21 protein-coding genes and 1 tRNA gene are annotated in these 22,986 nt (G+C 62.9%); 5 read left to right on the top strand and 17 right to left on the bottom strand.

Annotated elements, in window-relative coordinates; translation table 11 throughout:
• Nucleotides 1-95: 95 nt before the first annotated feature.
• From VJX68_RS02065 to VJX68_RS02025, 9 genes are all read right to left on the bottom strand, one after another.
• Nucleotides 96-172, bottom strand: a tRNA-Arg gene (locus VJX68_RS02065).
• Between the two features lie 143 nt (nucleotides 173-315).
• Nucleotides 316-1,716, bottom strand: a complete 1,401-nt coding sequence (locus VJX68_RS02060) for an ATP-binding protein (RefSeq protein WP_324093975.1) — start codon at nucleotides 1,714-1,716, stop codon at nucleotides 316-318.
• Nucleotides 1,709-2,470: a response regulator gene (locus VJX68_RS02055; RefSeq protein WP_324093974.1), complete on the bottom strand. Its 762-nt coding sequence runs from the start codon at nucleotides 2,468-2,470 to the stop codon at nucleotides 1,709-1,711. Before VJX68_RS02055 ends, VJX68_RS02060 begins: the two co-directional genes overlap by 8 nt.
• Before the next feature lie 25 nt (nucleotides 2,471-2,495).
• Nucleotides 2,496-3,191, bottom strand: a complete 696-nt coding sequence (phoU, locus tag VJX68_RS02050) for a phosphate signaling complex protein PhoU (protein WP_324093973.1) — start codon at nucleotides 3,189-3,191, stop codon at nucleotides 2,496-2,498.
• Between the two features lie 17 nt (nucleotides 3,192-3,208).
• On the bottom strand, nucleotides 3,209-3,970 hold the full coding sequence (gene pstB / locus VJX68_RS02045; RefSeq protein WP_324093972.1) for a phosphate ABC transporter ATP-binding protein PstB: 762 nt from the start codon (nucleotides 3,968-3,970) through the stop codon (nucleotides 3,209-3,211).
• A 2-nt stretch (nucleotides 3,971-3,972) separates the two neighbouring features.
• Entirely contained in the window at nucleotides 3,973-4,848 is an 876-nt protein-coding gene (gene pstA, locus VJX68_RS02040; RefSeq protein ID WP_324093971.1) for a phosphate ABC transporter permease PstA, read from the bottom strand.
• Nucleotides 4,848-5,825: a phosphate ABC transporter permease subunit PstC gene (gene pstC / locus VJX68_RS02035; RefSeq protein WP_324093970.1), complete on the bottom strand. Its 978-nt coding sequence runs from the start codon at nucleotides 5,823-5,825 to the stop codon at nucleotides 4,848-4,850. Before pstC ends, pstA begins: the two co-directional genes overlap by 1 nt.
• A gap of 316 nt (nucleotides 5,826-6,141) precedes the next feature.
• Nucleotides 6,142-7,458, bottom strand: coding sequence for a serine--tRNA ligase (serS, locus tag VJX68_RS02030; protein WP_324093969.1), 1,317 nt, complete (start codon nucleotides 7,456-7,458; stop codon nucleotides 6,142-6,144).
• Nucleotides 7,459-7,860 carry a YraN family protein gene (locus VJX68_RS02025; protein ID WP_324093976.1) on the bottom strand — a complete coding sequence of 134 codons (402 nt, stop codon included), beginning with the start codon at nucleotides 7,858-7,860 and terminating at the stop codon, nucleotides 7,459-7,461.
• 403 nt (nucleotides 7,861-8,263) lie between these two features.
• Between VJX68_RS02025 and gatC the strand changes: the two genes are divergently transcribed.
• The 3 genes from gatC to gatB are packed head-to-tail and all read left to right on the top strand — an operon-like array spanning nucleotide 8,264 to nucleotide 11,485.
• Entirely contained in the window at nucleotides 8,264-8,560 is a 297-nt protein-coding gene (gene gatC, locus VJX68_RS02020) for an Asp-tRNA(Asn)/Glu-tRNA(Gln) amidotransferase subunit GatC (RefSeq protein ID WP_324093968.1), read from the top strand.
• 14 nt (nucleotides 8,561-8,574) lie between these two features.
• Complete coding sequence (gatA, locus tag VJX68_RS02015; protein ID WP_324093967.1) at nucleotides 8,575-10,035, top strand: Asp-tRNA(Asn)/Glu-tRNA(Gln) amidotransferase subunit GatA; 1,461 nt, start codon at nucleotides 8,575-8,577, stop codon at nucleotides 10,033-10,035.
• A 13-nt stretch (nucleotides 10,036-10,048) separates the two neighbouring features.
• The gene (gene gatB, locus VJX68_RS02010; RefSeq protein ID WP_324093966.1) at nucleotides 10,049-11,485 is read left to right on the top strand and encodes an Asp-tRNA(Asn)/Glu-tRNA(Gln) amidotransferase subunit GatB; all 1,437 of its coding nucleotides are present in this window, start codon (nucleotides 10,049-10,051) and stop codon (nucleotides 11,483-11,485) included.
• 4 nt (nucleotides 11,486-11,489) lie between these two features.
• Here the strand turns inward: gatB and VJX68_RS02005 are convergent, their stop codons facing one another.
• The 5 genes from VJX68_RS02005 to VJX68_RS01985 all read right to left on the bottom strand — a co-directional run bounded on the left by VJX68_RS02005 (nucleotide 11,490) and on the right by VJX68_RS01985 (nucleotide 16,742).
• On the bottom strand, nucleotides 11,490-11,906 hold the full coding sequence (locus VJX68_RS02005) for a DUF3237 domain-containing protein (protein WP_324093965.1): 417 nt from the start codon (nucleotides 11,904-11,906) through the stop codon (nucleotides 11,490-11,492).
• Between the two features lie 40 nt (nucleotides 11,907-11,946).
• The gene (locus VJX68_RS02000; RefSeq protein ID WP_324093964.1) at nucleotides 11,947-13,137 is read right to left on the bottom strand and encodes an acyl-CoA dehydrogenase family protein; all 1,191 of its coding nucleotides are present in this window, start codon (nucleotides 13,135-13,137) and stop codon (nucleotides 11,947-11,949) included.
• A gap of 9 nt (nucleotides 13,138-13,146) precedes the next feature.
• Entirely contained in the window at nucleotides 13,147-14,265 is a 1,119-nt protein-coding gene (locus VJX68_RS01995; protein WP_324093963.1) for an amidohydrolase family protein, read from the bottom strand.
• Nucleotides 14,266-14,300: 35 nt separating this feature from the next.
• A complete protein-coding gene (locus VJX68_RS01990; protein ID WP_324093962.1) occupies nucleotides 14,301-15,263 on the bottom strand; it encodes a zinc-dependent alcohol dehydrogenase in 963 nt (320 codons plus the stop codon).
• Nucleotides 15,264-15,410: 147 nt separating this feature from the next.
• On the bottom strand, nucleotides 15,411-16,742 hold the full coding sequence (locus VJX68_RS01985) for a citrate/2-methylcitrate synthase (protein ID WP_324093961.1): 1,332 nt from the start codon (nucleotides 16,740-16,742) through the stop codon (nucleotides 15,411-15,413).
• 106 nt (nucleotides 16,743-16,848) lie between these two features.
• Here VJX68_RS01985 and VJX68_RS01980 point away from each other — a divergent pair, with 106 nt between their 5' ends.
• Both VJX68_RS01980 and VJX68_RS01975 read left to right on the top strand, forming a co-directional pair.
• Nucleotides 16,849-17,643: a class I SAM-dependent methyltransferase gene (locus tag VJX68_RS01980; RefSeq protein ID WP_324093960.1), complete on the top strand. Its 795-nt coding sequence runs from the start codon at nucleotides 16,849-16,851 to the stop codon at nucleotides 17,641-17,643.
• A gap of 60 nt (nucleotides 17,644-17,703) precedes the next feature.
• Nucleotides 17,704-18,774: an LLM class flavin-dependent oxidoreductase gene (locus tag VJX68_RS01975; protein WP_324093959.1), complete on the top strand. Its 1,071-nt coding sequence runs from the start codon at nucleotides 17,704-17,706 to the stop codon at nucleotides 18,772-18,774.
• 5 nt (nucleotides 18,775-18,779) lie between these two features.
• Here the strand turns inward: VJX68_RS01975 and VJX68_RS01970 are convergent, their stop codons facing one another.
• From VJX68_RS01970 to VJX68_RS01960, 3 genes are all read right to left on the bottom strand, one after another.
• The gene (locus tag VJX68_RS01970; protein ID WP_324093958.1) at nucleotides 18,780-20,303 is read right to left on the bottom strand and encodes a metallopeptidase TldD-related protein; all 1,524 of its coding nucleotides are present in this window, start codon (nucleotides 20,301-20,303) and stop codon (nucleotides 18,780-18,782) included.
• The gene (locus VJX68_RS01965; RefSeq protein WP_324093957.1) at nucleotides 20,303-21,883 is read right to left on the bottom strand and encodes a TldD/PmbA family protein; all 1,581 of its coding nucleotides are present in this window, start codon (nucleotides 21,881-21,883) and stop codon (nucleotides 20,303-20,305) included. The genes VJX68_RS01970 and VJX68_RS01965 overlap by 1 nt, the downstream gene beginning before the upstream one ends.
• 11 nt (nucleotides 21,884-21,894) lie before the next feature.
• Nucleotides 21,895-22,986 (bottom strand): CaiB/BaiF CoA transferase family protein (locus VJX68_RS01960; RefSeq protein WP_324093956.1); only part of this gene is annotated, 1,092 nt, incomplete at its 5' end.

Here is a 22,986-nt window from a genome sequence, read left to right as displayed (position 1 = left end):
CTTACACTAGGTTCCAAGGGGCTTGGATGCTCGCCGCGGCAATCCCGTAGAACGCGGCCGTTGGCTGGTGTCTCAAGCGAGGTCGGGCTGAAGGATGGCGCGCCATGAGGGACTTGAACCCCCGACCTGATGATCCGTAGTCATCCGCTCTAATCCACTGAGCTAATGGCGCATCGGAACCCTAGAAATTTTCATATCGCAGCCTCGCGAGCAAGCCGACCTTCGTCCTCGCCCCAAAACTTCCGAACAGGCGCGAAGCGCCGCATCTTAACACTGGGTGCAGGGGTCACCCCTGCCGCCCACCGGGCAGGTGATTTAATTCTGCGCCGCCGGGATCCAGACCGACACCGTCGTGCCTTCATGCACCTTGCTCTCGATGCGCAGCGCGCCGTGATGCAACTGCACGATATGCTTGACGATCGCCAGCCCCAGCCCGGTGCCGCCGAGCTCGCGCGAGCGGGCGCGATCGACGCGATAGAATCGCTCCGTCAGGCGCGGGATATCCGCCGCTGGAATCCCCTCTCCCGTGTCCACGACCAGCAGTGCGACGCCCGGCTTGGCGCCTGCTCCGTTGGCGTCCGCGGCTTCGCGAGCTTCGACCGTGACACGGCCCTCGCGCGGAGTGTACTTGATCGCGTTGTCGATCAGATTAAGCATCACCTGATGCAAGCGGTCGCGATCGCCGGCCACCTTCGGCAATCCCGGCGGGCAATTCACTTCCAGCCGCAGGCCGCGGCGTCCCGCCTGCTCCTGCATCAACTCCGCCGCCTCCGACAGCACGCGCGACGGCTCGAGCTGCTCGATCTTGAGCGGAGTGAGCCCGCGCTCCAGGTCTGAGAGCGAGACCAGATCGTCGAGCAGACGCGCCAGCCGCCGCGCCTGCCGCTCGATGATGCCGAGAAAGCGCGTCGAGGTATCGCGATCGTCCACGCCTTGAATGAGAGTCTCGGCGTAGCCGTACAGCGCGCTCAGCGGAGTGCGCAGCTCGTGAGTGAGATTCGAAATGAAGTCGGCGCGCAGCGTCTCGTACGACTTCAGCTGCGTGATGTCGTGGAAGACGAACACCCACGCCGCGCCGCGCGAGGTGCGAATCTGCGCGGCGCTGGCGCTGACGTAAAGCGGCGCGGGATTCTGGATCATGATTTCCGCGCTCATGACGTTATTGTCCGCCGATCGCATCGAGCGGCCGGCAAACTCCTGCAGTCGCGGGTCGCGGCACAGCTCGACGAACGGCCGATCGCGATAGTCGGTGTCGGCTCCCAGAGCGAAGATGCGCCGGGCCGAGCCGTTGAGCAGAACCACCTCCCCGCGCGCGCCGGTCACGACCACCGCCTCGGTCATGCTGCGCAGGATCGCCTCGAACTCGTCGCGCTGCTCGGCAAGCGAGTCCACCTCGGCGACGATCGCGTCGGCAGCGTCGAGCAAGTGACGCTCCGCACGGCCCATCGCGTCGCTTCCGTTGGGCAGCAGATGCGGTGGCGGACGCCGGTCCTGCAGCGCGGCGGCAACGGCGTCCAGTCTTTCTGTGCGGCGCGACATTGTGCGTCCGATCGCGCTGGCGGAAATCGCGCTGAGCGCAAGCCCGAGCACGATCACGACGGCGACCCACACCCCCGACGCCGCTCCGGTGGCGGCCAGCACCACCAGGAATATGGCTGCCGGTGCGAGGCCGATTCCTATCGCTCCGATCAGGCCCGAGGTCGGTGATCTATCCAAGCGCTTCGGGGTTGAAGCGATAACCGACGCTTCGCACCGTGAGGATCAATTCCGGGTTGGCGTCGTCGCGCTCGATATGCTGGCGCAGGCGGCGCACGTGCACGTCGACGGTCCGCGGTTCGACGAACGTGTCGCGGCCCCACACCATGTCGAGCAGTTGTTCGCGCGTGTACACACGCATCGGATGCTGCACGAAGAATTTGAGCAGTTCGAACTCGCGCAGCGCAAGCTCCCTGCGCTTGGCGTCAACGAATACCTGGTAGGTGCCGAAGTCCATTCGCAGCCGCCCCTTTTCATACGCGCCGCCGCCGGAGTCCGGCTCCGAGAGCGGATTGGCGCGCCGCAGGAGCGCCTTCACGCGCGCGACCAGCTCGCGCGGACTGAACGGCTTGACCACGTAATCATCGGCGCCCATCTCCAGGCCGAGCACCTTGTCCACCTCGGTACCTTTGGCGGTGACGATGAGTATCGGAAGATGCGCGGTGTCGCGCTCGGCGCGCATCTGGCGGCAGACCTGCAGCCCCGGCATCCCCGGCAGCATCAGATCGAGCAGCAACAGATCGGGCACGCGCCGCTTGACCTTCTCGAGCGCCTGCGTGCCGTCCGCCGCTTCCTCGACGACAAAGCCTTCCTGCGCGAGGTTGTAGCGGATCAGCTCGCGGATGTCGGCGTCGTCCTCGACGATCAATACGCGATACCGAATTCCGCGTTGCGTCTCGGATGCCGTGCTAGTGGCCTGGCTGGTTTGATTCATCGCTTCACCCCTTCCACCTCGTAAATCAAGTTCCCCGCTTCTTGGTTTCCACGTGACGGATCATTTTGCCCTTGACCATGAACGTCACCATCTCCGCGATGTTAGTCGCGTGATCGGCTATCCGCTCGAGATACTTGGAAATGAACAGCAGCCGCGTCGCCGACGCGATCGTGTGCGGATCCTCGGCCATGTAGCTGAGCAGCTCGCGATAGACCTGGTAGTTGAGCAGATCGACTTCATCGTCGCGCGCGATCACCTGATCCGCCAGATCGGTGTCGTCGCGCATGAACGCGTCGATACTGTCCTTGACCATCGACTGCGCGATCTCCGCCATCCGCGGCAAGTCGATGTAGGGCTTGAGCTGCGGCACTTCGTTCAGCTCGAGCGTGCGCTCGCAGATATTAACCGCGTTGTCGCCGATTCGTTCGAGGTCGGTCGTGATTTTCAGTCCGGTCGTGATGAAGCGCAGGTCGCTCGCGGTCGGCTGATGCAGCGCGAGCAGCCGGATGCATTGCTCGTCGTTGTCATTATCCATCCGATTCACTTCTTCGTCCCGCGCGATCACCTCACGCGCATGCTCGCTGTCGCGATTGACGAGCGCGTCGACGGCCTCGGCTATTTGACGCTCGACCAATCCGCCCATCTTGAGCAGACCGGCGCGCAAACCGCGCAAATCTTCTTCGTACTGCCTGTTGGTATGCTGCGGCTGTGCACTATCCATTTGACTCTTCCCCGAGATCAGCCGAATCGCCCGGTGATATAGTCTTCAGTCTCGCGCTTGGTGGGGTTCGTGAAGATCTGCTTGGTCTCGCCGTACTCGATCAGGTCGCCGGTGTACATGAAGGCGGTCATGTCTGAGCAGCGGGCGGCTTGCTGCATGTTGTGCGTCACAATGACGATAGTGTACGCCGACTTCAGTTCGAGCAGAAGTTCCTCGATGCGCGCGGTTGAGATCGGATCGAGCGCCGAGCACGGCTCGTCCATCAGCAGCACCTCGGGCTGAACCGCCAGCGCCCGCGCGACGCACAAGCGCTGCTGCTGTCCGCCCGACAAGCTACCGCCGGGACGCCGCAGGCGATCCTTCACCTCTTCCCAAAGCGCCGCCTGGCGCAGGCTCCGCTCGATTATCGCGGCACGCTCGGCGCGGCTTACCTCGACCCCGTTGAGCGTCAGCCCGGCCGCAACGTTGTCCTCGATCGACATGGTCGGGAACGGCGTCGGCTTCTGGAAGACCATTCCGATTCGCCGCCGCACCTGTACCGGATCGACCTCGTCGTCGTAGATATTGTTGCCGTCGAGCAGCACCTCGCCGGTTGCGGTAGCGCCGGGCACCACCTCGTGCATCCGGTTGAGGCATCGCACCAGCGTCGATTTGCCGCATCCTGAAGGTCCGATGATCGCGGCGATGCGATCTTCCTCGAAGGACAGGCTGACGTCTTTGAGCGCGCGATTCTTGTGGAAGTACGCGTTGAGATTTTTGACGACCAGCTTTTCTGCCATGACTACCTTGGCGCCTTCGCTGCCCCACCCGTCACCCATCGCACGCCCAACTCGAGCGCAAGGATTATCGCCGTCAGCACCAGCGCGCCCGCCCACGCCTGCCGCTGCCAATCGGCAAACGGCGAGATGGCGTAAGTGTAAACCTGCACCGTCAGCGTGTTTATCGGATGAAACAGCGAAGTTGACCAGAACCGGTTGCCAAACGCCGTGAACAGCAGCGGCGCCGTCTCGCCCGACACTCGCGCCACCGCCAGGATGACGCCGGTGGTGATTCCCGACAACGCCGTACGCGCGACCACCGACAACGTCGTGCGCCAATTCGGCACGCCCAGCGCCAGCGACGCCTCGCGCAGTTCGGGCGGCACCAGCAGCACCATCTCTTCGGTGGTGCGCGTGACGAGCGGAATCATGATCGCCGCGAGCGCGACCGAACCAGCCAGCGTCGAGAAACCACCGAACGGCCGCACGACTACCGCGTATGCGAAAATTCCGACGACGATCGAAGGCACACCCATCAGGACGTCCGCCGAGAATCGCACCCAGTTGGTGAACTGGCTCGCGCGATTCGCCGCGAGATAGAGACCCGCCCCGACGCCGATAGGCACTCCGATCAGGCACGCGATTCCCACCACCTCGAGCGTGCCGACGATCGCGTTGGCCATGCCACCGCCCTTTTCGCCGACCGGCGCCGGCATGTCCGTGAAGAATGCCCAGTTCAAACTCGCGAATCCCTTGGTGAGCAAATAGCCAAGCACCAGGAACAGCGGGATCAGCGTCACGATCGTTGCGCCGACCGTGACCGCCATCATCGAATCGCTCTTGAACTTGCGATAGCGATAGCTGGTCTCGCCGTGAAGATTGCTGACTCCCGCCGCCATTACTTGCCAGTCTCCTGGTAGCGGCGTCGCTGAACGCCAAGCACCAGCGCGCGCGCCACGACGTTGAGCACGATTCCGAGAATCAGCAGCGCCAGTCCAAGTTCGATTAGCGCTGCGACATAGAGGTCAGAGGTGGCTTCCGCAAATTCGTTGGCGATTACGCTCGCAAGCGTCGCCGCCGGCTTGAACAGCGACGACGAAATCTGCGCCGAGTTGCCTATTACCATCGCAACCGCAATCGTCTCGCCAAGCGCTCGCCCCAGCCCAAGGATGATCGCGCCGATTACCCCGGTCATGCCGTATGGGATCACCGCCGTCTTCACCATCTCCCACTTGGTCGCGCCGAGCGCGAGTGCAGCCTCTCGCTGCGTATGCGGAACGACGCGAAAGACGTCTGTGCAGACCGACGAAATGTACGGGATGATCATGATCGCGAGAATGATCCCCGCCGAAAGCATGCCGACTGCTACCTTGGGGCCCTGAAAGAACGGCAGCCAGCCGAAGTAATGCGCCAGCGGCGGCTCGACGTAGTCGCGAATCCACGGACCCATCACGAACACGGCCCACAGCCCGTATACGACGCTCGGAATCGCGGCCAGCAGATCGACCAGGAATCCCAGCCGATGGCTGAGCCAGTCGGGCGCCATCTCGCTCAGGCATAGCGCGACGCCCAGGCTCAGCGGCACCGCGACGACCAGCGCGATCAGCGATGAAACGAAGGTCCCATAGATAAAAGGCAGCGCGCCGTATTGGTCGTTAACGGGATCCCAGTCCGTGGTGACGAAGAAATGCAGCCCGAACGCGCGAATCGCGGGAAAGCTGTCGGCTATCAGCGCGACGCCGAGTCCAACAAGCAAGGCGAGAATCGCCAGCGCAAGAATAAATGTCGCGGTGTTGAAAATTCGATCGCCGAACAGACGCAGGTGCACGGGCGCCCTCGCGCGCTCGCGCCGCACCGTCGGAATACTGTCGGCCATCGAACCTTCTAATTCGGACAAACGATCTCTTCCTACAGAATTTTTTAGTGCGCTCACATCGGGACCGGCCGGTACCTCGCGGCCGGACTTGTCCCTCGAGCTTAATCATACGCATCGATTGTTGCGGGAATGTTACGTAACCTGAAAATCGCAGTGAATCCACGAATTTAAGGCGAAATCACGAGGAAATGTTGGCATTTCGGCTCGGTCCAGCCTACCCCCTTCTAACAGGGACGAAGTCCCGCATCCTCTCTTACATTGGGTGCCAGGGGTCACCCCTGCCCAAGGAAGCGTGAAACCCACGGTGGGTTTCACGTTAGATTTTGCGAATCCGTTCCATCCCACCCATATAAGGCCGCAAAACCTCGGGAATCGTGACGCTGCCATCTTCGTTCTGATAATTCTCAAGCACCGCGATCACGGTTCGCGGCAACGCCAGCCCCGACCCATTCAGCGTATGCACCAGCTCGGGCTTGCCGCCTTTGGTTTTGAAACGAATCTTCGCGCGGCGCGACTGGAAGTCCGTGCAGTTCGAAACCGAGCTGACTTCGAGCCATTCGCCGCACCCGGGCGCCCACATTTCCAGATCGTAAGTGACCGCGCTCGCGAAACTCAGATCCGCCGTGCACAGCTCGACAACTCGAAACGGAATTTTCAACCGCCGGCAAATCTCCGAAGCATCGTTCACCATCTTGTGAAACTCGTCGTCCGACGTTTCCGGACGCACCAGCTTGACCATCTCGACCTTGTCGAATTGATGCCCGCGTTTGATCCCGCGCACGTCGCGCCCCGCCGACATCTTCTCGCGCCGAAAGCACGGCGTGTACGCGGTCAGGTAAATCGGCAGACTGTTCTCGTCGAGCGTCTCATCGCGATGCAAGCTCGTCAGTGGAACCTCGGCGGTCGGGATAAACCAGAAATCATCCTCGTCGTCGTGGTACATCGTGTCCGCGTTCTTCGGCAGATGCCCGGTACTGGTGGCCGTCTCGCGACTAACCATCAACGGCGGAATTATTTCGAGATAACCCTGCTCCCGCTTGACGTCGAGCATCCACGCAATCAGCGCGCGCTGGAGCCTCGCGCCGGCACCGCTCAAAACATAGAACCGCGTCCCCGACAGTTTCACCCCGCGATCGAAATCGATGATCCCAAGATTCTCGCCCAGTTCCCAATGCGGCAGTGGCTTGAACGCAGTGAACTCGAGCGGCGTACCCTCGGTCTTGATGACGCGGTTATCCGCCTCGCTCGTGCCAACGACAACATACGACCGCGGAATGTTGGGCAGTGTGAGCGCCAGCTCTTCTACTCTCTTCTCCGCAAGGCCGAGTTGCGTGCCAAGCATCAGCAGCGGATTGCTGGCATCGACCGCCTCACCCTTGGCAAGTCGCTCTTCATCCGCTTCCTCGGCGCGAATCTTCGCGATCTCAGTCGCGCGCTGCTCAGGCGGCAGCTTGCCGACTTCCCGCGCGCGCCGCTTGCGATCCGCTCGCAATTGATCGACCTCGCCCTGAAGCTTGCGGCACTGCTGATCAGCCTCGAGCAGTCGATCGACTTCGGCGGGCTCGATCCCTCGCTTGGCGAGTTCGCCCTTTACGAAATCGGGCCGTTCACGAATCAGCTTAATATCCAGCATTCAGAATGCGTTCCTCAACAATTCAATCTCCAGCCGCTTGCCCGACGCGTCAACCGCCACGATATCAAAGCGCATCTCGGTCTCGTCCGCTCGATAACGCTTCGCAAAAGCTTCCGCCGCGCGCCGCATCCGCTTCTGCTTGCGCTCATCGACGGCCTCCTCGGGCGCACCCGCCGTGCGGCTCCGCCGAGTTTTCACCTCGACGAACACCAAAGTGTCGCCGTCCATCGCGACGAGATCGATCTCGGCTCCCGCCGCGCGAAAATTCCGCGCGACGATCCGGTAACCGTACCGGCGCAGATGCTTCTCAGCAGCGCGCTCCCCGCGCCGTCCAAGCGGAAGCTGTACTCGAAGCGCTGCCAGCCACGCCACGGCCCGGTCAATCGACTCGCGCGCCTTCATCTTATCCAACGCGCTCCCATTCTCGCGAGATGACTTGGGGGACGAGGCTAGAAGGCTGCACGAGTCGCCGCAAGCGAAGCCGCTCAGGGATGAACTATTCAGCCTGACGCCGCCGACTTTAACGTGCTACTCGTACGCCATGGACACCCGTCAGGATGCGCGACACTCGCCAGACTCGCTTCGAATCGGCGAGGCCCGCTTCCGGCGGGAAACAATTTTTGACGGAACGAAGCTACCGTTAGTGGCCGAACCCTTCTAAAGCCACTACCGATGGTATGAATTGTACCTCCCTCCTCTCCGCGATTTGGTCCCCCTTCCCGCGCGGGAACGGGGTTAGGGGTTAGGTTCCGGAGGCTCCCCTGACATGGATCTCACGGAATGTTACGATTTGCGCGGGACCATCATGGCTGAAACGAAAATAACGCTCGAGCAGGTGCGCCACGTCGCGCGCCTCGCGCGCCTGGAATTGTCGCCGTCCGACGAAGAGCGCCTGCGCGCCGACATGGATGAAATGCTCGCCTACGTGGACAAACTGAACGAACTCGACACCAAGGATGTCGCGCCGACGACGCAGGTCGGCGAGGCCGGCACTCCCATGCGAGACGACGAAGTGACGAACCGGCCCGCGGCAGAAGCGATGCTCGCCAACGCGCCGTCGCGCGAGCGCGGCTACTTCAAAGTGCCGAAAATAATCGAGTAGAAATTTTCCCGAACATGGCATCGGAACTGAACAGACTTACGATCGCCGACGCGTCTTCGAAGCTCCGCGCGCGCGAAATCACTGCGACGCAACTTACGCGCGATTGCCTCGACCGTATCGCCGCAGCCGAGCCCAAGCTCCACGCATTCATCACGGTGTGCGAGAAGGGAGCGCTCGAGCAGGCGCGCACGGCCGACGCCCGCCTCGATGCGGGTAACGCGCCGGCGCTGTGCGGAATTCCGCTCGGCATCAAGGATATCTACGCGACCAAGGGCATTCGCACGACCTGCGCGTCGCGAATCCTGGAAACCTTCGTGCCGCCGTTCGACGCGACAGTGATCGAGCGGCTGCGCGCGGACGGCGCGATTTTCGTCGGCAAGACGAACATGGACGAATTCGCGATGGGCTCGTCGACGGAGAACTCCGCGTTCGGCGCGACGACGAATCCGCATGATATTGAGCGCGTCGCCGGCGGCTCGTCCGGCGGCTCGGCCGCCGCGGTCGCGGCGGACGAATGCCTCGGCGCGCTCGGCACCGACACCGGCGGCTCGATTCGCGAGCCGGCTTCCTTCTGCGGCGTGGTCGGGATCAAGCCGACTTATAGTCGCGTCAGCCGCTATGGCGTCGTCGCATACGCATCTTCGCTCGACCAGGTCGGGCCGTTTACGAATTCGGTGCGCGACGCCGCGATACTCCTGCGCACGCTCGCCGGCAAGGACGTTCGCGATTCGACCTGCTCGGCGCGTCCGGTGCCCGACTACGAGCGCGCGCTCACGGGCGACGTCAAGGGACTTCGAATCGGCGTGCCGCGTGAATATTTCGTCGAAGGGATGCAGCCCGAGGTCGAGAAGTCGGTGCGCGCCGCGCTCAAGAAGTACGAATCGCTTGGCGCCTCGACGGTGGAGATCTCGCTGCCGCACACCGGCTACGCGATCGCGGCGTATTACCTGGTCGCCACCGCGGAGGCGAGTGCGAATCTCGCGCGCTACGACGGTATCCGCTACGGGCTGCGCGTCAACGCCGAGGACAACGTCGCGCTGTATGAAACGACGCGCGCGCAGGGGTTCGGCGCCGAGGTCAAGCGGCGGATCATGCTCGGTACCTTCGCGCTCTCGGCCGGTTACTACGACGCCTACTACCTGAAGGGGCAGAAGGTGCGCACGCTGATTCGAAATGACTTCGAGCGCGCGTTCGATAAATGCGATCTGATCGTCACGCCGGTTGCGCCGACGACCGCGTTCAAGCTCGGCGAGAAAATGAACGACCCGCTGACGATGTACTTGTCGGACATCTTTACTATTTCGGTTAACCTGGCCGGTCTGCCCGGGATGTCGATGCCGTGCGGGCACGACGCGAACAAGCTGCCGATCGGCATGCAATTGATCGCGCCGCCGTTCGCTGAGGAAACGATTTTGCGCGCGGGCGACGCCTACGAGCGCACGGGAGCATTCAAGCCGCGGACGCCCGTGGTCTGATGTGACAATTGCGATGAATCGAGAAGCATACGAAGCGGTCATCGGACTCGAAGTCCATACCCATCTACTGACCCGCTCGAAACTTTTCTGCGGATGCTCGACGACGTTCGGCGCGGGGCCGAATGAAAACGTCTGCCCGGTATGCATGGGGATGCCGGGCGTGCTGCCTGTACTCAATCGCCGCGTCGTGGAACTGGCTATTCGAACTGGGCTGGCGGCGCATTGTACTATCGCTCCCTACTCTATTTTCGATCGAAAGAGCTACTTCTATCCCGATCTGCCGAAGGGCTATCAGATTAGTCAGTACGAAACACCTATCTGCAAAGGTGGCTATATCGATTTGCCGCCGACTGAGAATGGCGAGTCGCGTCGAATCGGGCTCACGCGGATCCATATCGAGGAAGATGCGGGCAAGAATATCCACGGCGAAAGCGCCAGCCTGGTCGATTTCAACCGCTCGGGCGTGCCGCTGATTGAGATCGTCGGCGAACCCGACCTGCGCTCTGCTGAAGACGCCGGCGCGTACTTGCGCCAACTGCGCGCTATACTTCGATACGTCGACGCGTCCGACGGCAAGATGGAGGAAGGCAGCTTCCGCTGCGACTGCAACGTGTCAGTGCGCAAGCGCGGCTCGAAAGAATACGGAGTAAGGACTGAGATTAAAAACCTCAACTCATTCCGCTTCGTCGAAGATGCAATTGAGTATGAGGTTGATCGCCAGATAGCTATTGTCGAATCGGGCGGCAAAGTCGCGCAGGAAACTCATCTGTGGGATCCCGCGCGCAAGCAAACGCGCCCGTTGCGCTCGAAAGAGTATGCGAATGACTATCGCTATTTCCCCGAGCCCGACCTGCCGCCGCTAATTGTGCCGCCCGAGATGGTCGAGCAGGTGCGTGCGTCGATGCCCGAGCTGCCGGCGGACAGGAAGGCTCGCTACGTCCGCGAAGGCCTGACGGAATACGAAGCGGGCGTGCTGATCGCCGAGCGCGACGTCGCCGACTACTTCGAAGCGACGCTGCCCGGACTCAAGAATCGCAAGAGCGCCGCGAACTGGGTGATGACTGAAGTGCTGCGCGTCGCGCGCGACTCGGACAAGCCGTTCGCCGACGCTGTGCCACCGGCAACCGAAGTCGGCGCACTCCTGCGGCTGGTCGAAGGACAGAAGATAAGCCTGAACGCCGCGAAGACCGCATTTGCCACGATGGTAAAATCCGGCAAAGGCGCAGAAGCGACAATCGCTGAGCTGGGCCTCGCGCAAGTGTCCGACGAAAGCGCGATAGCGGAGGCCTGCGACAAGGTACTCGCAGCCGAACCTGAGAAGGTCGCTGAGTACCGCGCAGGCCGCGACAAGCTATTCGGTTTCTTCGTCGGCGCAGTGATGAAATCGATGGGCGGCAAAGCAAATCCAAAAGTGATCAACGAAATCCTGCGCGCAAAACTCTCCGGCTAACGAGCTACTTCGGAATATATACCTTGTACGTAACCCCGCCGGGGCCTGGCTCGCCGGTGGCGAATGCCTGGACGTCGTTGAGCCACGCGTATTTGCCCTTGGTCGAAGTCGCGAAGACGGGAGTTGTCGCCAGACCATGAGGACCGCTCGGACCAATCTTCGCGCGGCCCGTATAGGTCATGTAGATGTTCTCGCCGTCGTCGGTCCTCAGCACGAGGCGCACATCGATGATTCCGGCCTTGCCGTCGGAGCGAACCAGGAACCAATCGGCGCCGCTGGCGAGTACGGAGCCCTTGAGGCGCGGGCCCTCAAATTTGCCGCCGGTTACGTGCACGATTACACGGGTCCCGTCGGGCGTATCTGGAATCAATATTGGCGGCGCGATTTGAGCGGTGATTTCGAAGAGCGGTTCTAGTTCCATGTTGAGTACCTCGTCGATTGCTGGATTGTCGTACTCGCGATCATCCCTTGGGGAGGCCGAGAGTTCGCTCGCCGATTATATTGCGTTGGATTTCGCTGGTGCCGCCGGCGATTGTGTATTGGCGGGAGCTGAGGACGCGGTTCAGCCATCGCGGAGAATCGGGGACCGCGCCGGTGGGCTCGCCGACGAAACCGTAGGCGCCGAGCAGTTCGGTCGAGAAGCGCGCGATGCGCACGCCGAGTTCGGAGCCGAACAGTTTGAGCATCGAGCCCTCGGGCCCCGGTGGCAATCCTCGAAGTTGGCGCGTGAGTGAGCGCAGGCGCGTATAGCGCGCGGCCTCGCATTCGATGATGAATTGCGCGAGCTGCTGCCGCACCCATTCCTGCTCCCACGCCGGCTTGCCGTCGATGCGCACGATCTTCGCGAGTTCCGCGAGGCGCCGCACCTGCGAGCCGTGGCCGCCACCGCCGGCGAACGAGCGCTCGTAGCTGAGCGTCGTCATCGCAACTTTCCATCCTTCGTTGAACGGGCCAACCAGGTTTTCTTTCGGCACTTGCGCGTTGTCGAAAAAGACTTCGTTGAAGCGCGAGTGCCCATTCATCAGGACCAGCGGGCGCACGGTGATACCGGGACTTTTCATATCGAGCAGCAGGTAGCTGATCCCGCGATGCTTGGGCGCCTCGGGGTCGGTGCGCGCGAGCATGAACATCCAGTCGGCGTATTGCGCGCCAGAGGTCCAGACTTTCTGGCCGTTGACGAGAAAGTAGTCGCCCATATCGGCGGCGCGCGTGGACAGCCCAGCGAGATCGGAACCGGCGCCCGGCTCCGAGTAGCCCTGGCACCAGATGTCGTCGGCGCCGAGGATTCGCGGGATGAAGCGTTTCTTCTGCGCCTCGGTGCCCCAGTTCATCAGCGTGGGACCGCACAGGCCGAGCCCGAAATATCCGGGCAGCACGGGCGCGCGAGCGCGGGAATATTCCTCGTCCCAGATGACCTGCTCGATGAGGCTCACGGCGTGGCCGCCGTATTCCTTAGGCCACGAGAGGCCGGCGTATCCGGCGCTGTGGAGCTTCGATTGCCACGCGCGGCGGCGTTCAAAGACGTCGCGATTGGGCGCGATGCGTTCGTCCTGGGCGTCATCGACACACAGGTCCTTGGGGAGGTTCGTGTCGAGCCAGCCGCGGACCTTGTGGCGGAAGGACTCCTGTTCGGGGGTGTATTCGAAATCCACTTTGAATACTCAGCTGAAATTGAACGCTCTGGTTGCGTTGTCCCAGAGGATCTTCTTTTTGCTCGAGTGTGGAATCGATTGTTTCAATAGCGCGTCGATGCCCCAGGGGAAGGTGCCGTCCGGATGGGGATAGTCAGTGTCCCACAGGAAGTTGTTGTCACCTACTAAGTCGAGCGCTGCCTTCATTGTTGGCTCGTCGCCGCGAAAGGCTACATAGAAGTTGTTTTTGAAATACTCAGTCGGGCGTTTTCTCAAATACTCGTGCTCAGAGTTGCCGCTGAAATCCCAATGCTGTTCCATCCGCTGCAGCCAGTATGGAACCCATCCACCGTCAGCTTCGACCTGGACGACGCGGAGCTTGGGGAACTTCTCGATCACGCCATACCAGATGAGCCCGGCCATCGCGGCCATCGCCTCGAACGGATGCGACAGGATGTGGCCGGTAACGTGGGTGTCCATCCGATCGCCGAACGATTCAACGGACGCGGAGCCGGAATCGTGAGTGGAAATCGGGCGGCCGATCTTTTCGACCTCGGCCCACAGCGGCAGGTAGTCCTCGTGGAAGATGGCTCGGCCGCGGACCGGGTTGGGGCGGACGTAATAGCTGATTGCGCCGTTCTTCGCGGCGCGATTCGCTTCCTTGATCGATTCGCCCACGTCCTGCATGGGTAAAATGGCGGCCCACTTGACACGGTCGCGGGTCTTCGAGCAGTAGTCGGCGCTCCAATCGTTGTAGGCGCGGCAGCATGCGGCGAGCAGTTTCGGGTCGCGAAATTCGCGACCCAGCATCTGACCGGCTGCGGTCGGATAGACAATCTGGACGTCCACGCCCTGCTCGTCCATGTCCATGATGCGGCTTTCGGGGCTGAAACCGAGCTTGGCGGCGCGCTCGAAGCGCTTCATCGCCTTGCGGACGGCGTCGAGGAAGCCGGGCGCCGCCATCGGGTATTTGCCTTTTTCGCGGGTAAAGGGTTCCCCTTCAACCAGGAACGTGCGGCGGCCGGATTCGGGTGCGATACCCATTTTGGGTGCGGAAGATTTATAGCGTTCGTCGATGTAGCGTTCGAATACGTAGTCAGGTTCCATCAAGTGAGTATCTACGTCGGCGATTTTAAATCCGTCTTTCATGGTGACGCTCCAAATACTAGTCGATTAGCTAATAGCTAGTCGCTGGGGATAATCAGTGCTTTAACTCCGCGGCGTTCGCGCAGCAAGTCGAATGCTTCGAGGCCGTGCGAAATGGAATAGCGATGGGTGACCATCGGACGTAAGTCGACCGCGCCGCTTGCGACAATCGCGATTGCGCGGCGCCAGGTTTCCGGGGTGCGGATGCGGGAGTTGATGATCGTCACGCCGTGGAAAAACAGCGAGCGCAATTCGGTGGATTTGAGATCGCGCGCGGGCCATCCGACTTCGACCAGCTCTCCACCGCGGCGAAGCAGTTCGCGCGGCGAATCGATCGCGCCGGCCGCGTCAAAGACGACATCGGCGCCGTCGGAAGGAAGCATCGCGCGTGCTTGCTCGATCCAATCGCGATCACCGGTCGAGACGGTTCTGAATCCCATCGCGCGCGCCAGCGCCAGGCGATCGGCGTCCACCGCGAGGCCGGTCATTACAATATAGGTGACGCCGAGGGCACGCGCGGCGAGCGCGATGCTGAGGCCGATGGGTCCGGGACCTTCGACGACGGCGCTGTCGCCAGCCTTGAGACACGACTGCTCGACGGCGTGTAGGCCGGTGCCGAAGGGCTCGAGCAGCGCGGCCTGCTCGATGTTCATCGTGGAGGGAACGAGGTGCGCGTTCTCGACGGGCGCGACAGTAAACTCGGCGAAAGCGCCGGAGAGCGTGGTCGGCGAGGAGCAAAGATGGAAGCGGCCCGCGCGGCACGGACCGCATCGCCCGCAATGGCCGAACGGATCGAGCGCGACGCGATCGCCGACTTTGAAATTGGTGACGTGCGCGCCGACCTCGACGACTTCGCCTGCGGGTTCGTGGCCGAGAATGACGGGGAGCCGCGCGACCATCCGCTCGGTACCGAGCTCCCAATCGACTATGTGCAGGTCGGAGCCGCACACGCCACACGCGCCGACGCGAACGAGCAACGTCGAGTCGGCGGGCGCCGGCACGGGCGTGTCGATCAGTTCGGCGCCGGGAGCGGGACGGGTCTTTGCGATCGCTTTGATTCGCGGAACCTCCGAGTACCTTCAATACGACGGCGCGGCGGTTCGCGTCAAAAGAAATGTAGGCTCGAAACTTTCGCGGAGGCTGGAACGCTATTCCCAGTGGCGCAGCGGGGCGCCGCGATAACGCATGCGCGGACGTATCAAACGGTTGTCAGCGTATTGCTCCAGTGCATGTGCGATCCATCCGGAGGCGCGGCCAATCGCGAAAATTGCCGCCGGCATCGAGCGCTGAAAACCGAGCATGCGGACGCATACGGTGAGGTAGAAGTCGAGATTGGGGCGCAGGCGTTCGCGTTTGGAGACGGCGGCTTCGACTTTGAGCGCGGTCTCAAAGAGGCGCCGGCCGCGGTGCTTGGCTATCGCTTGTGCGACTTGCCGCAGCAGCGCGGCGCGCGGATCGCCGTCTGGGTAGATCGCGTGACCAAAGCCCGGCGGCAGGCGATGCTCGCGGGTGAATGCAGCGAGGCATTCGTCGACGCGCGCGCCGGATTCGAGCTCAGCGAACATTGCCTCGATTCGATCGCACGCACCGCCGTGAATGGGTCCGCTCAGCGAACACAACGCGGAGAGCACGGAGGCAAACAGGTCGGCGCCGGTGCTCGCGATGACGCGGGCGGCGAAGGTCGAGGCGTTGAGCTCATGCTCGGCGCACGCGATCAGCACGCGATCGAGGGCCTCAACTTCCCACTCGGAAGCGGTCGAGCCGGCGACCCATCCGAGCAGGCGACCGGCCATGCTGGGGCCGCCGGGCGAGCCGGGTGCGGGAGGCTGCGCGAGTGCGAGCGGAAGCTGACTGATAATGAGCTTGGCGCGATCGATTCGCGTGCGCGGCGGCTGGCGGCGATCCCACGCGGCGAGACTCGGCATCACGGCCTCGAGCCGCAGCAGCGGGGGCGCGTCGTCACCGACGGCGGCGAGGGCCTCGGCGACGGAGGCCGGCATCTGCGCGCCGTGGATCTCGGCACGCAGCGCGGCGATTTCCTCGGCGACCGGGCGCTCGCCACTCCACAGCAGGAGGCAGACTTCCTCGAACGACGCGTGCGCGACGATTTCCTCGATCGGATAGCCGCGATACGCGAGCTTGCCCTCGTTGATCGAGCTGACTGCCGACTCGGCGACGATGACGCCGGGCGCGCCGTCGTCGATGCTCTTGGGTTGCGCGACGGTAACCCACGTCGATGCGGCCGGCAGGCTGCGGCCGCGGCGGCCGCGCTCGGTGGAAACGACTCCGCGCAGCGCTTCGATATCGGCGCGGCGATAGAGCGCCTGACGGCCGACTTTGCGGCGGTAACTTTTCAGCCAGCCGCGGCTAACGTAGGCGTACAGCGTGCCGAGCTTGACGCCGAGCTGGTCGGCCGCCTCGTTCGCGGTCATCATGCCGGCGCGTTCGGAATTGACACGTTCGAGATTGCGAGTCGCCACCATGAGAATCACGCCATGCGCGCAGGGGCGGCGTCAAGTGGTGCCTGATCAACTTGCGTCCAGATAGACACAGTTATATACAGTCAAGTTCACGGAGGAACGGCACATGAGCTCGGCGGAAGTGCGTTTCAAGGAGTTGCGCGCGGATTTTGGGAAGACGGCGAGCGACTATGGCCGCCATCGCGCGGGGTTCCCCGACGAATTTTTCGAGCGGCTGGCGGCGTCGGGAATCCTGCGTGCGGGAATGCGCGCGCTCGACCTGGGAACGGGTACGGGAACGATCGCGCGCGGGCTCGCGCTGCGCGGATGCGAAGTTACCGGGCTGGACCGATCGGCGCCGCTGATGGAACAGGCGGCGGAACTGGATCGAGTCGCGGGCGTCGTCGTGCAGTACGTCAATGCGGCCGCCGAGGAGACGGAGCTGGCGCCGGCTCAATTCGATCTCGTAACCGCGGGACAATGCTGGCATTGGTTCGACCGTCCGCGCGCGGCCGCGGAGGCGCGGCGCGTGCTGAAGCCCGGTGGCAGGCTCGTGATCGCGCATTTCGACTGGATTCCGCTGCCGGGCAACATGGTCGAGGCGACAGAAAAGCTGATCGAGAAACACAACCCGAAATGGAAGTTCGGCGGCGGACTGGGAATCTATCCGGGTTGGCCGCGCGACATGGCGGTCGCGGGTTTCAAAAAAATCGAAACGTTCTCGTTCGACATCGAAGCGATCTACTCGCATGAAGCATGGCGCGGGAGGATTCGCGCAAGCGCGGGAGTAGGCGCGAGCCTTGCACCGGAAGCAGTTGCGGCGTTCGACGACGAACTGCGAGCGATGCTGGCGGAGCGCTGGCCCGAGGATCCGCTGCCGGTGATGCATCGCGTGTTTGCGGCGATCGGCGTAGCACCGTAGCGCACTTTGACGAGTGGCGGTGAAGGTCGGCTATAGTCGCGTTCCGGAGAGGAAGTGACTATGGATTTTGGAACACTGATATTCACCAAGCCGGAGCGCGCGATCACCGACGCCAAGTACGTCGAGGAGCGCGGCTTCAGTCACGCGTGGATTCCCGACTCGCACATGATTTGGGGTGACACCTACGCGTGCATGGCGTTGGCTGCCGTCAATACGAAGAAGATCAAACTCGGCACGGGCGTGGCGATCGCGTCGAACAGGATCGCGCCGGTGACGGTGCATTCGATTGCGACGATCAACCAGCTCGCGCCCGGGCGCGTGATACTGGGATTCGGCACGGGTCATACGGGGCGGCGCGTGATGGGACTGCCGCCGGTCAAGCAGGCGGAGTTCCGCGAGCAGGTACGCGTGATTCGCGATCTGCTTCGCGACGGCGAAGCGATATACAACACCGAAGGACTGAGCCGGAAAATCAGGTACCTGCATCGCGATCGGCGTTTTATCAATCTCGACGACAAGATTCCGCTGTACGTGGCGGCCAACGGGCCCAAGACTTTGGCGCTTGCGGGCGAGTTTGGCGACGGCGCGATCACGACGGGAATAACGGACGCGGATCGAGTCGGAGCGGTGCGGAAAAGCCTCGAGGCGGGCGCATCGAAGGCCGGGCGAAGCGCGGACAAGATGCCAATCGTATCGCTGACGCACATCTGCGTGCTGAGGCCGGGCGAGAAACTAGATTCGCCGCGGGTGAAGGCGATGACCGGGCACTGGGTAATGGCGAGTTTTCACGCGATCGCGGCGGGATACGCGCGCGCCGGCTATCTGCCGGAGGCGGTCGCTCCTGTATACAAGGCGTACGAGGAGTACGTCGCGCGCATGAAGACGCCGCCGGACGAGCGCTACCTCGAGTTGCATATCGGGCATTGCACGTATGTCGCGCCACTCGAGCAGAAGTACGTGACGCCCGAGACGATCGCGGCGACGACAATAGTCGGGCCGAAGGAGGAGGTCCTCGAGCGGCTGCGCTCGATGGAGCAGGCGGGACTGTCGCAGGTGTTCATCAATCCGCCGATGGACGGCTACAACGACTGCATCGACGAAATTTCGCGCGACGTGATCGCGCGGATGTGATTGCGCTAGGTTGCCGCGACTTCGGCGAGCGCGATCGAGTCGGCGGCGATCGCGGGAACATAGTAGGCCTCGGGCGACCCCCACACTGTCGCCGGTCGCGGGCGCGCTCCAACCGAAAGCGGATGCTCAAACACCTGCGCGATATTCGCGTTAATGCGCAAACAGTTGGGGGCGAGCGGCTCGGTGATTTTGCCGTCGCGAATCATGTACGAGTCGCCGGTGACGGTGCAGGTGAAATCTCCCGCGCGCTGGCCGTTGATTGGATAGGTGTACCAGATGCGCCCGACGTAGATTCCGTGGCCGACGACGCGCACGAGTTCACCGTCGGTGACGCCGCCGCGCGCGCGCATCACCACGTTCGTGCCCGCCGAACCAGGACTCGCGTCGAAGCGCCTGCCCCCGCCTTCGCCGAGCCGGTAACCGCTCAACGGTGGGAAGTTGAGCTTCGTGGGCGCGCTGGCCCCGAGCTTTTCGGCGCGATTCTCGTCGGTAAGCAGGCGATGAGTATCGTAAAAGTTCGAGAGCAAACCGACGAGCTTGCCGTCGCTGATCAATTCAACACGGCGCGTGGGGATTCCTTCACAGGTGATTCGGCGGCGAATCGCGCCCGCGCTAAAGGCAGGGTCGTCAGCCAGGCTCAGACGTGAATCCATCACGGGCGCGCCGAATTTTGCATGGTAAGCGGAACTGGCGGCATGAAACGCGCCGGCGGTGAGCGAACCCATCACCATATAGTTGAGAATCTCGGCGATCGGCTGTGGTCCCAGCACCACGCGAAAATTTCCCGACGCAGGCCGGACGCCGTGAGAGAGAGCGAGCGCGCGGCGGACGGCGTCGCGGCCGAGCGCGGGCGCGTCGCGGCGCATCGCGGCCGCCGAATCGCCGAGCGCGCTGGCGGTGCCCTTGGCGTCGAGCGATTCGATGATCGATGTGACAGAAGCATTGAAGTGCGCGCTTTCGTCGGTGCGAACTTCGGTGAAATTCGAATTGAAAATTGCGATTCGATCGCGAATCACCGATACATCGCCGCCGATGATCAGCCCCGGTTGTTCCGTGCGCGGGTTCGCGGGCCGTTTCGCGAATGTGGCGAGCGCGCCGTCGAGCACGCCCCACGCGGCGGCGGCGAGCGCGCCGTCCCCCACTCTCGCCAAGTCGCTTTTTTCGGACGGCCCGAGCTTGCGGGCGAGCGGGCCCGCTGGGAAGCCGGAGAAATGAGGATCGACGACGGCAGCGCTGCGTGCGCGCCGAAGCGCGTCGCGGACGGAATCTGAGGTGAAATCGCCGGCTTCAAATGCGGCGCCGACTTCGTGCGGATCGCGGCGCATCGCAACGCGCAACTGGAATCCGTCGGCATGAAGCGATTTGAACTCCTCGAGGCCGCGGCTCGGAATGTCCGAAGTATAGTTGAGGCGTGCGATTCGATGCTCTGCCGTGGCGCAATAAATTTCGTAGCTCCCGAGGTCCTTCTCGCGCGCGAGAATCCGCGAAGCTTCGCGGGTGAACGACTGGAGCTCGGCCAACCGGCGCATCAGTTGCCCGCCAAGCGTGCGCGCGAGCGCAGCGTAGGCCCGCCGTTGGACATCCGCTTGACCTGCATCGGCTGGCCCTTGCCGCAGTTGGGGATCGCGATGAGGCGCAGATCGTTGCCGACCGCGTCGACGTTGGTGAAGAAGCTCTTCGAATCAGCGATCACGCTGCCGGAGCGGTAGAGTTGTCCGATTCGTCCGTGGTCGATTTCGTAAACGCGCCGGGCGGAGATACGAAAGTTTTCGCGCGACTCGGAGATCGACGGGACCTGATTCCCGCAGACGTAGTAGCCGTGCTCTACGTCGCCGATGATTTTTTCGGTCGGCGTCTCACCGGGCAGAAAGAAAGTATTGGACATCCTGATCAGCGGTACGTGCCATCCTTCGCTCGCGCGCGCCGAGCCATTGGGTTCCGTGCCAAGCACGGCGGCGGTCGCGCGCGAATTCAGGAAGCCGCTGAAGACGCCACGCTCGATGTGCATCACGCGTCGCCCGCGTGTGCCTTCGTGGTCGTAGCGGTAGTGGCCGTAGCCGTCGAGGCTCGGATCGGAGCATGCGGAGAGTAACGGCGACGCGACCGCCTTGCCCAACTGGCTGTCGGCGAGCGAGCGCAGGAACCAACTGCGTCCGGCGTAAGCAGCCTCCATCTTGAGCGCGCGGTCGGCTTCGCATGGATGGCCGATGACCTCGTGCGAGACGAGCGCGTTGAAATGCGGGTCGGTAACGACGACGATTTCGCCGTCGGGCGGTCTGAGCACGGGGGCCGCGGCAAGCTCGCGCGCCTCGGTGGCAAGGTCGACACAAAATTTCGCCAGCGAAGGATTCGGCATCAGCTCGCCACGCCATCCGTCGCTCAAGCATTCGAGCCCGCGCTGCTGTCCGATCGAGTCGTAGCTTTCCTGGTGACCGTCGCCGATCTGCGCGACGACGTAGCAGTCGCCCTGCGAAAATGCGTATGCCTCCGAGACGACGGTACCCGAGGTATCGATAAAAATTTCGCGGCGCAGCTCGGTCATCGCGGCGATGCCCTGGTAGGCGATTGCGTCGCCAAGTGCGGCGACCTCGTGCGATGCGTCGAGCGAGATTCTCTTGAGCTCGTCGGTCGAGAGCGAGAGTGGATCGCGGCGAAAGCTCGCGTCGACCTCGTCGCGAACTATTTCGCGCGATGGAATTGGCGCGACCAGAAGCCCCTTCGCCGCGTCGCCGAGGTGAGCGATGATCTCGGCTTTTTTGCGGGCGTTGAAACGCGCGCGGTCATAAGCCTCGTCGAGCCCGCGCCGCAGTTCTGCTACGAGCTTAGCCGGCCGGCTCGCGAGCGCGCCTATCTCGGCGCCAGTTTGCCCGTGACCAACCGGACCCGCCCGGTCGGCGACATGAGCCGAGACCGTGTATGCCGCACTCTCGCTCTCGGAGCCGTCGCGCGGTTCACTATTCACGGCGGTGCCGGAACGATTGAAAACGACTTCGAAGCGAAGATCGGCGTACACGACTCCGCGCTTCGAGCGCGCGAATCTCGCAAGGATCCCCTCGCCCTCGCGGCGCAGGTACTCGATCGCTTCGAACAGGTCGCCGCGCCCGATCAAGTGAGCCGCATCTAGATGATGCCTTCGCGCTTGAGATCTTCGAGCTGGCCGGCGCCGAGCCCAAGCAACTCGCCATAAACATCTGCGTTGTGCTCGCCCAGCAGGGGCGCGGCTGTCACTTCGACCGGCGAATCCTCGAGGCGGACGGGACATCCCGGCATCGTGAAGTCGCCGCGCACGGGATGTTTGATGGTGACGATCATGCCGCGCTCCTTGAGATGCGGATCATTGAGCAACTCGACGCTGTCGAGCACGGCGCCACACGGGACGCCGGCCTCGCCGAGGATGCGCATCACCTCGAACTTGGTGTGACGTCCGGTCCATTCGTTGATCATCTCGGTCAACGAGTCGACGTTTTTGGCGCGGTTCCGCCCCGCGAAACGCTCCTCGCTCGCGACTTCGGGACGGCCGATCACCTTCCACAGGCTCTCAAACATCTCGGGCGAGGTGCACAGGATGTAGCAATAGTCGTTGTCGCCGCCGGGCGCGCATTTGTAGATGTCGCCGGGACCGCCGCCGCCGACGCGGTTGCCGGTGCGCGGCGTTGGTTTGTGCGTGACGTAAGTGCCCATCATCGGGACACGCACGAAATTCAGCACCGCTTCCTGCATCGCGACTTCGACTTTCTGTCCCTTGCCTGTCCGTTCGCGCTGGATGTACGCGGCGAGCACGCCGACGGCCGCGTGCATGCCGGTGCCGGTGTCGCCGATGGTCGGTCCGGGCTTCAGCGGCGGTGATCCGGGGAAGCCGGTCAACGCCATCGCGCCGCCGGACGCCTGCGCAATCATGTCGAAGCTTTTGTACTTGCTGTACGGACCGTGCGTGCCGAAGCCCTTGATGGTCAGGTAGATGAGGCGCGGATTTATTTCGCGCAATCGATCGTAGCCGAGGCCGAGGCCTTCGAGCGTGCCGAGCGAGAAATTCTCCGTGAGCATGTCGACCTGCTTGACCAGGTCGATGAACATCGCGCGGCCCTTCTCGCTCTTCAGGTTGAGCGTGATGCCGCGTTTGTTGGCGTTGAGCAAAATGAAGTAGTAGGAATCGACGCCCTGCTTTTCGGTGAGCAGCCAGCGACCCTGCTCGCCCATTTTTGGCGACTCGAC

Origin of the sequence: Binatus sp. (SeqCode), assembly GCF_035272065.1 — a bacterium.
In the GTDB taxonomy this organism is placed as follows: Bacteria; Desulfobacterota; Binatia; order Binatales; family Binataceae; genus Binatus.
This window is presented reverse-complemented; position numbering and strand designations above follow the sequence as displayed.

Excerpts from the sequence above, each read along its gene's own strand:
- VJX68_RS02055 (WP_324093974.1), bottom strand. The coding sequence starts at position 2,470 with ATGAATCAAACCAGCCAGGCCACTAGCACGGCATCCGAGACGCAACGC.
- phoU (WP_324093973.1), bottom strand. The coding sequence starts at position 3,191 with ATGGATAGTGCACAGCCGCAGCATACCAACAGGCAGTACGAAGAAGAT.
- pstB (WP_324093972.1), bottom strand. The coding sequence starts at position 3,970 with ATGGCAGAAAAGCTGGTCGTCAAAAATCTCAACGCGTACTTCCACAAG.
- pstA (WP_324093971.1), bottom strand. The coding sequence starts at position 4,848 with ATGGCGGCGGGAGTCAGCAATCTTCACGGCGAGACCAGCTATCGCTAT.
- pstC (WP_324093970.1), bottom strand. The coding sequence starts at position 5,825 with ATGGCCGACAGTATTCCGACGGTGCGGCGCGAGCGCGCGAGGGCGCCC.
- serS (WP_324093969.1), bottom strand. The coding sequence starts at position 7,458 with ATGCTGGATATTAAGCTGATTCGTGAACGGCCCGATTTCGTAAAGGGC.
- VJX68_RS02025 (WP_324093976.1), bottom strand. The coding sequence starts at position 7,860 with ATGAAGGCGCGCGAGTCGATTGACCGGGCCGTGGCGTGGCTGGCAGCG.
- gatC (WP_324093968.1), top strand. The coding sequence starts at position 8,264 with ATGGCTGAAACGAAAATAACGCTCGAGCAGGTGCGCCACGTCGCGCGC.
- gatA (WP_324093967.1), top strand. The coding sequence starts at position 8,575 with ATGGCATCGGAACTGAACAGACTTACGATCGCCGACGCGTCTTCGAAG.
- gatB (WP_324093966.1), top strand. The coding sequence starts at position 10,049 with ATGAATCGAGAAGCATACGAAGCGGTCATCGGACTCGAAGTCCATACC.
- VJX68_RS02005 (WP_324093965.1), bottom strand. The coding sequence starts at position 11,906 with ATGGAACTAGAACCGCTCTTCGAAATCACCGCTCAAATCGCGCCGCCA.
- VJX68_RS01995 (WP_324093963.1), bottom strand. The coding sequence starts at position 14,265 with ATGAAAGACGGATTTAAAATCGCCGACGTAGATACTCACTTGATGGAA.
- VJX68_RS01980 (WP_324093960.1), top strand. The coding sequence starts at position 16,849 with ATGAGCTCGGCGGAAGTGCGTTTCAAGGAGTTGCGCGCGGATTTTGGG.
- VJX68_RS01975 (WP_324093959.1), top strand. The coding sequence starts at position 17,704 with ATGGATTTTGGAACACTGATATTCACCAAGCCGGAGCGCGCGATCACC.
- VJX68_RS01970 (WP_324093958.1), bottom strand. The coding sequence starts at position 20,303 with ATGCGCCGGTTGGCCGAGCTCCAGTCGTTCACCCGCGAAGCTTCGCGG.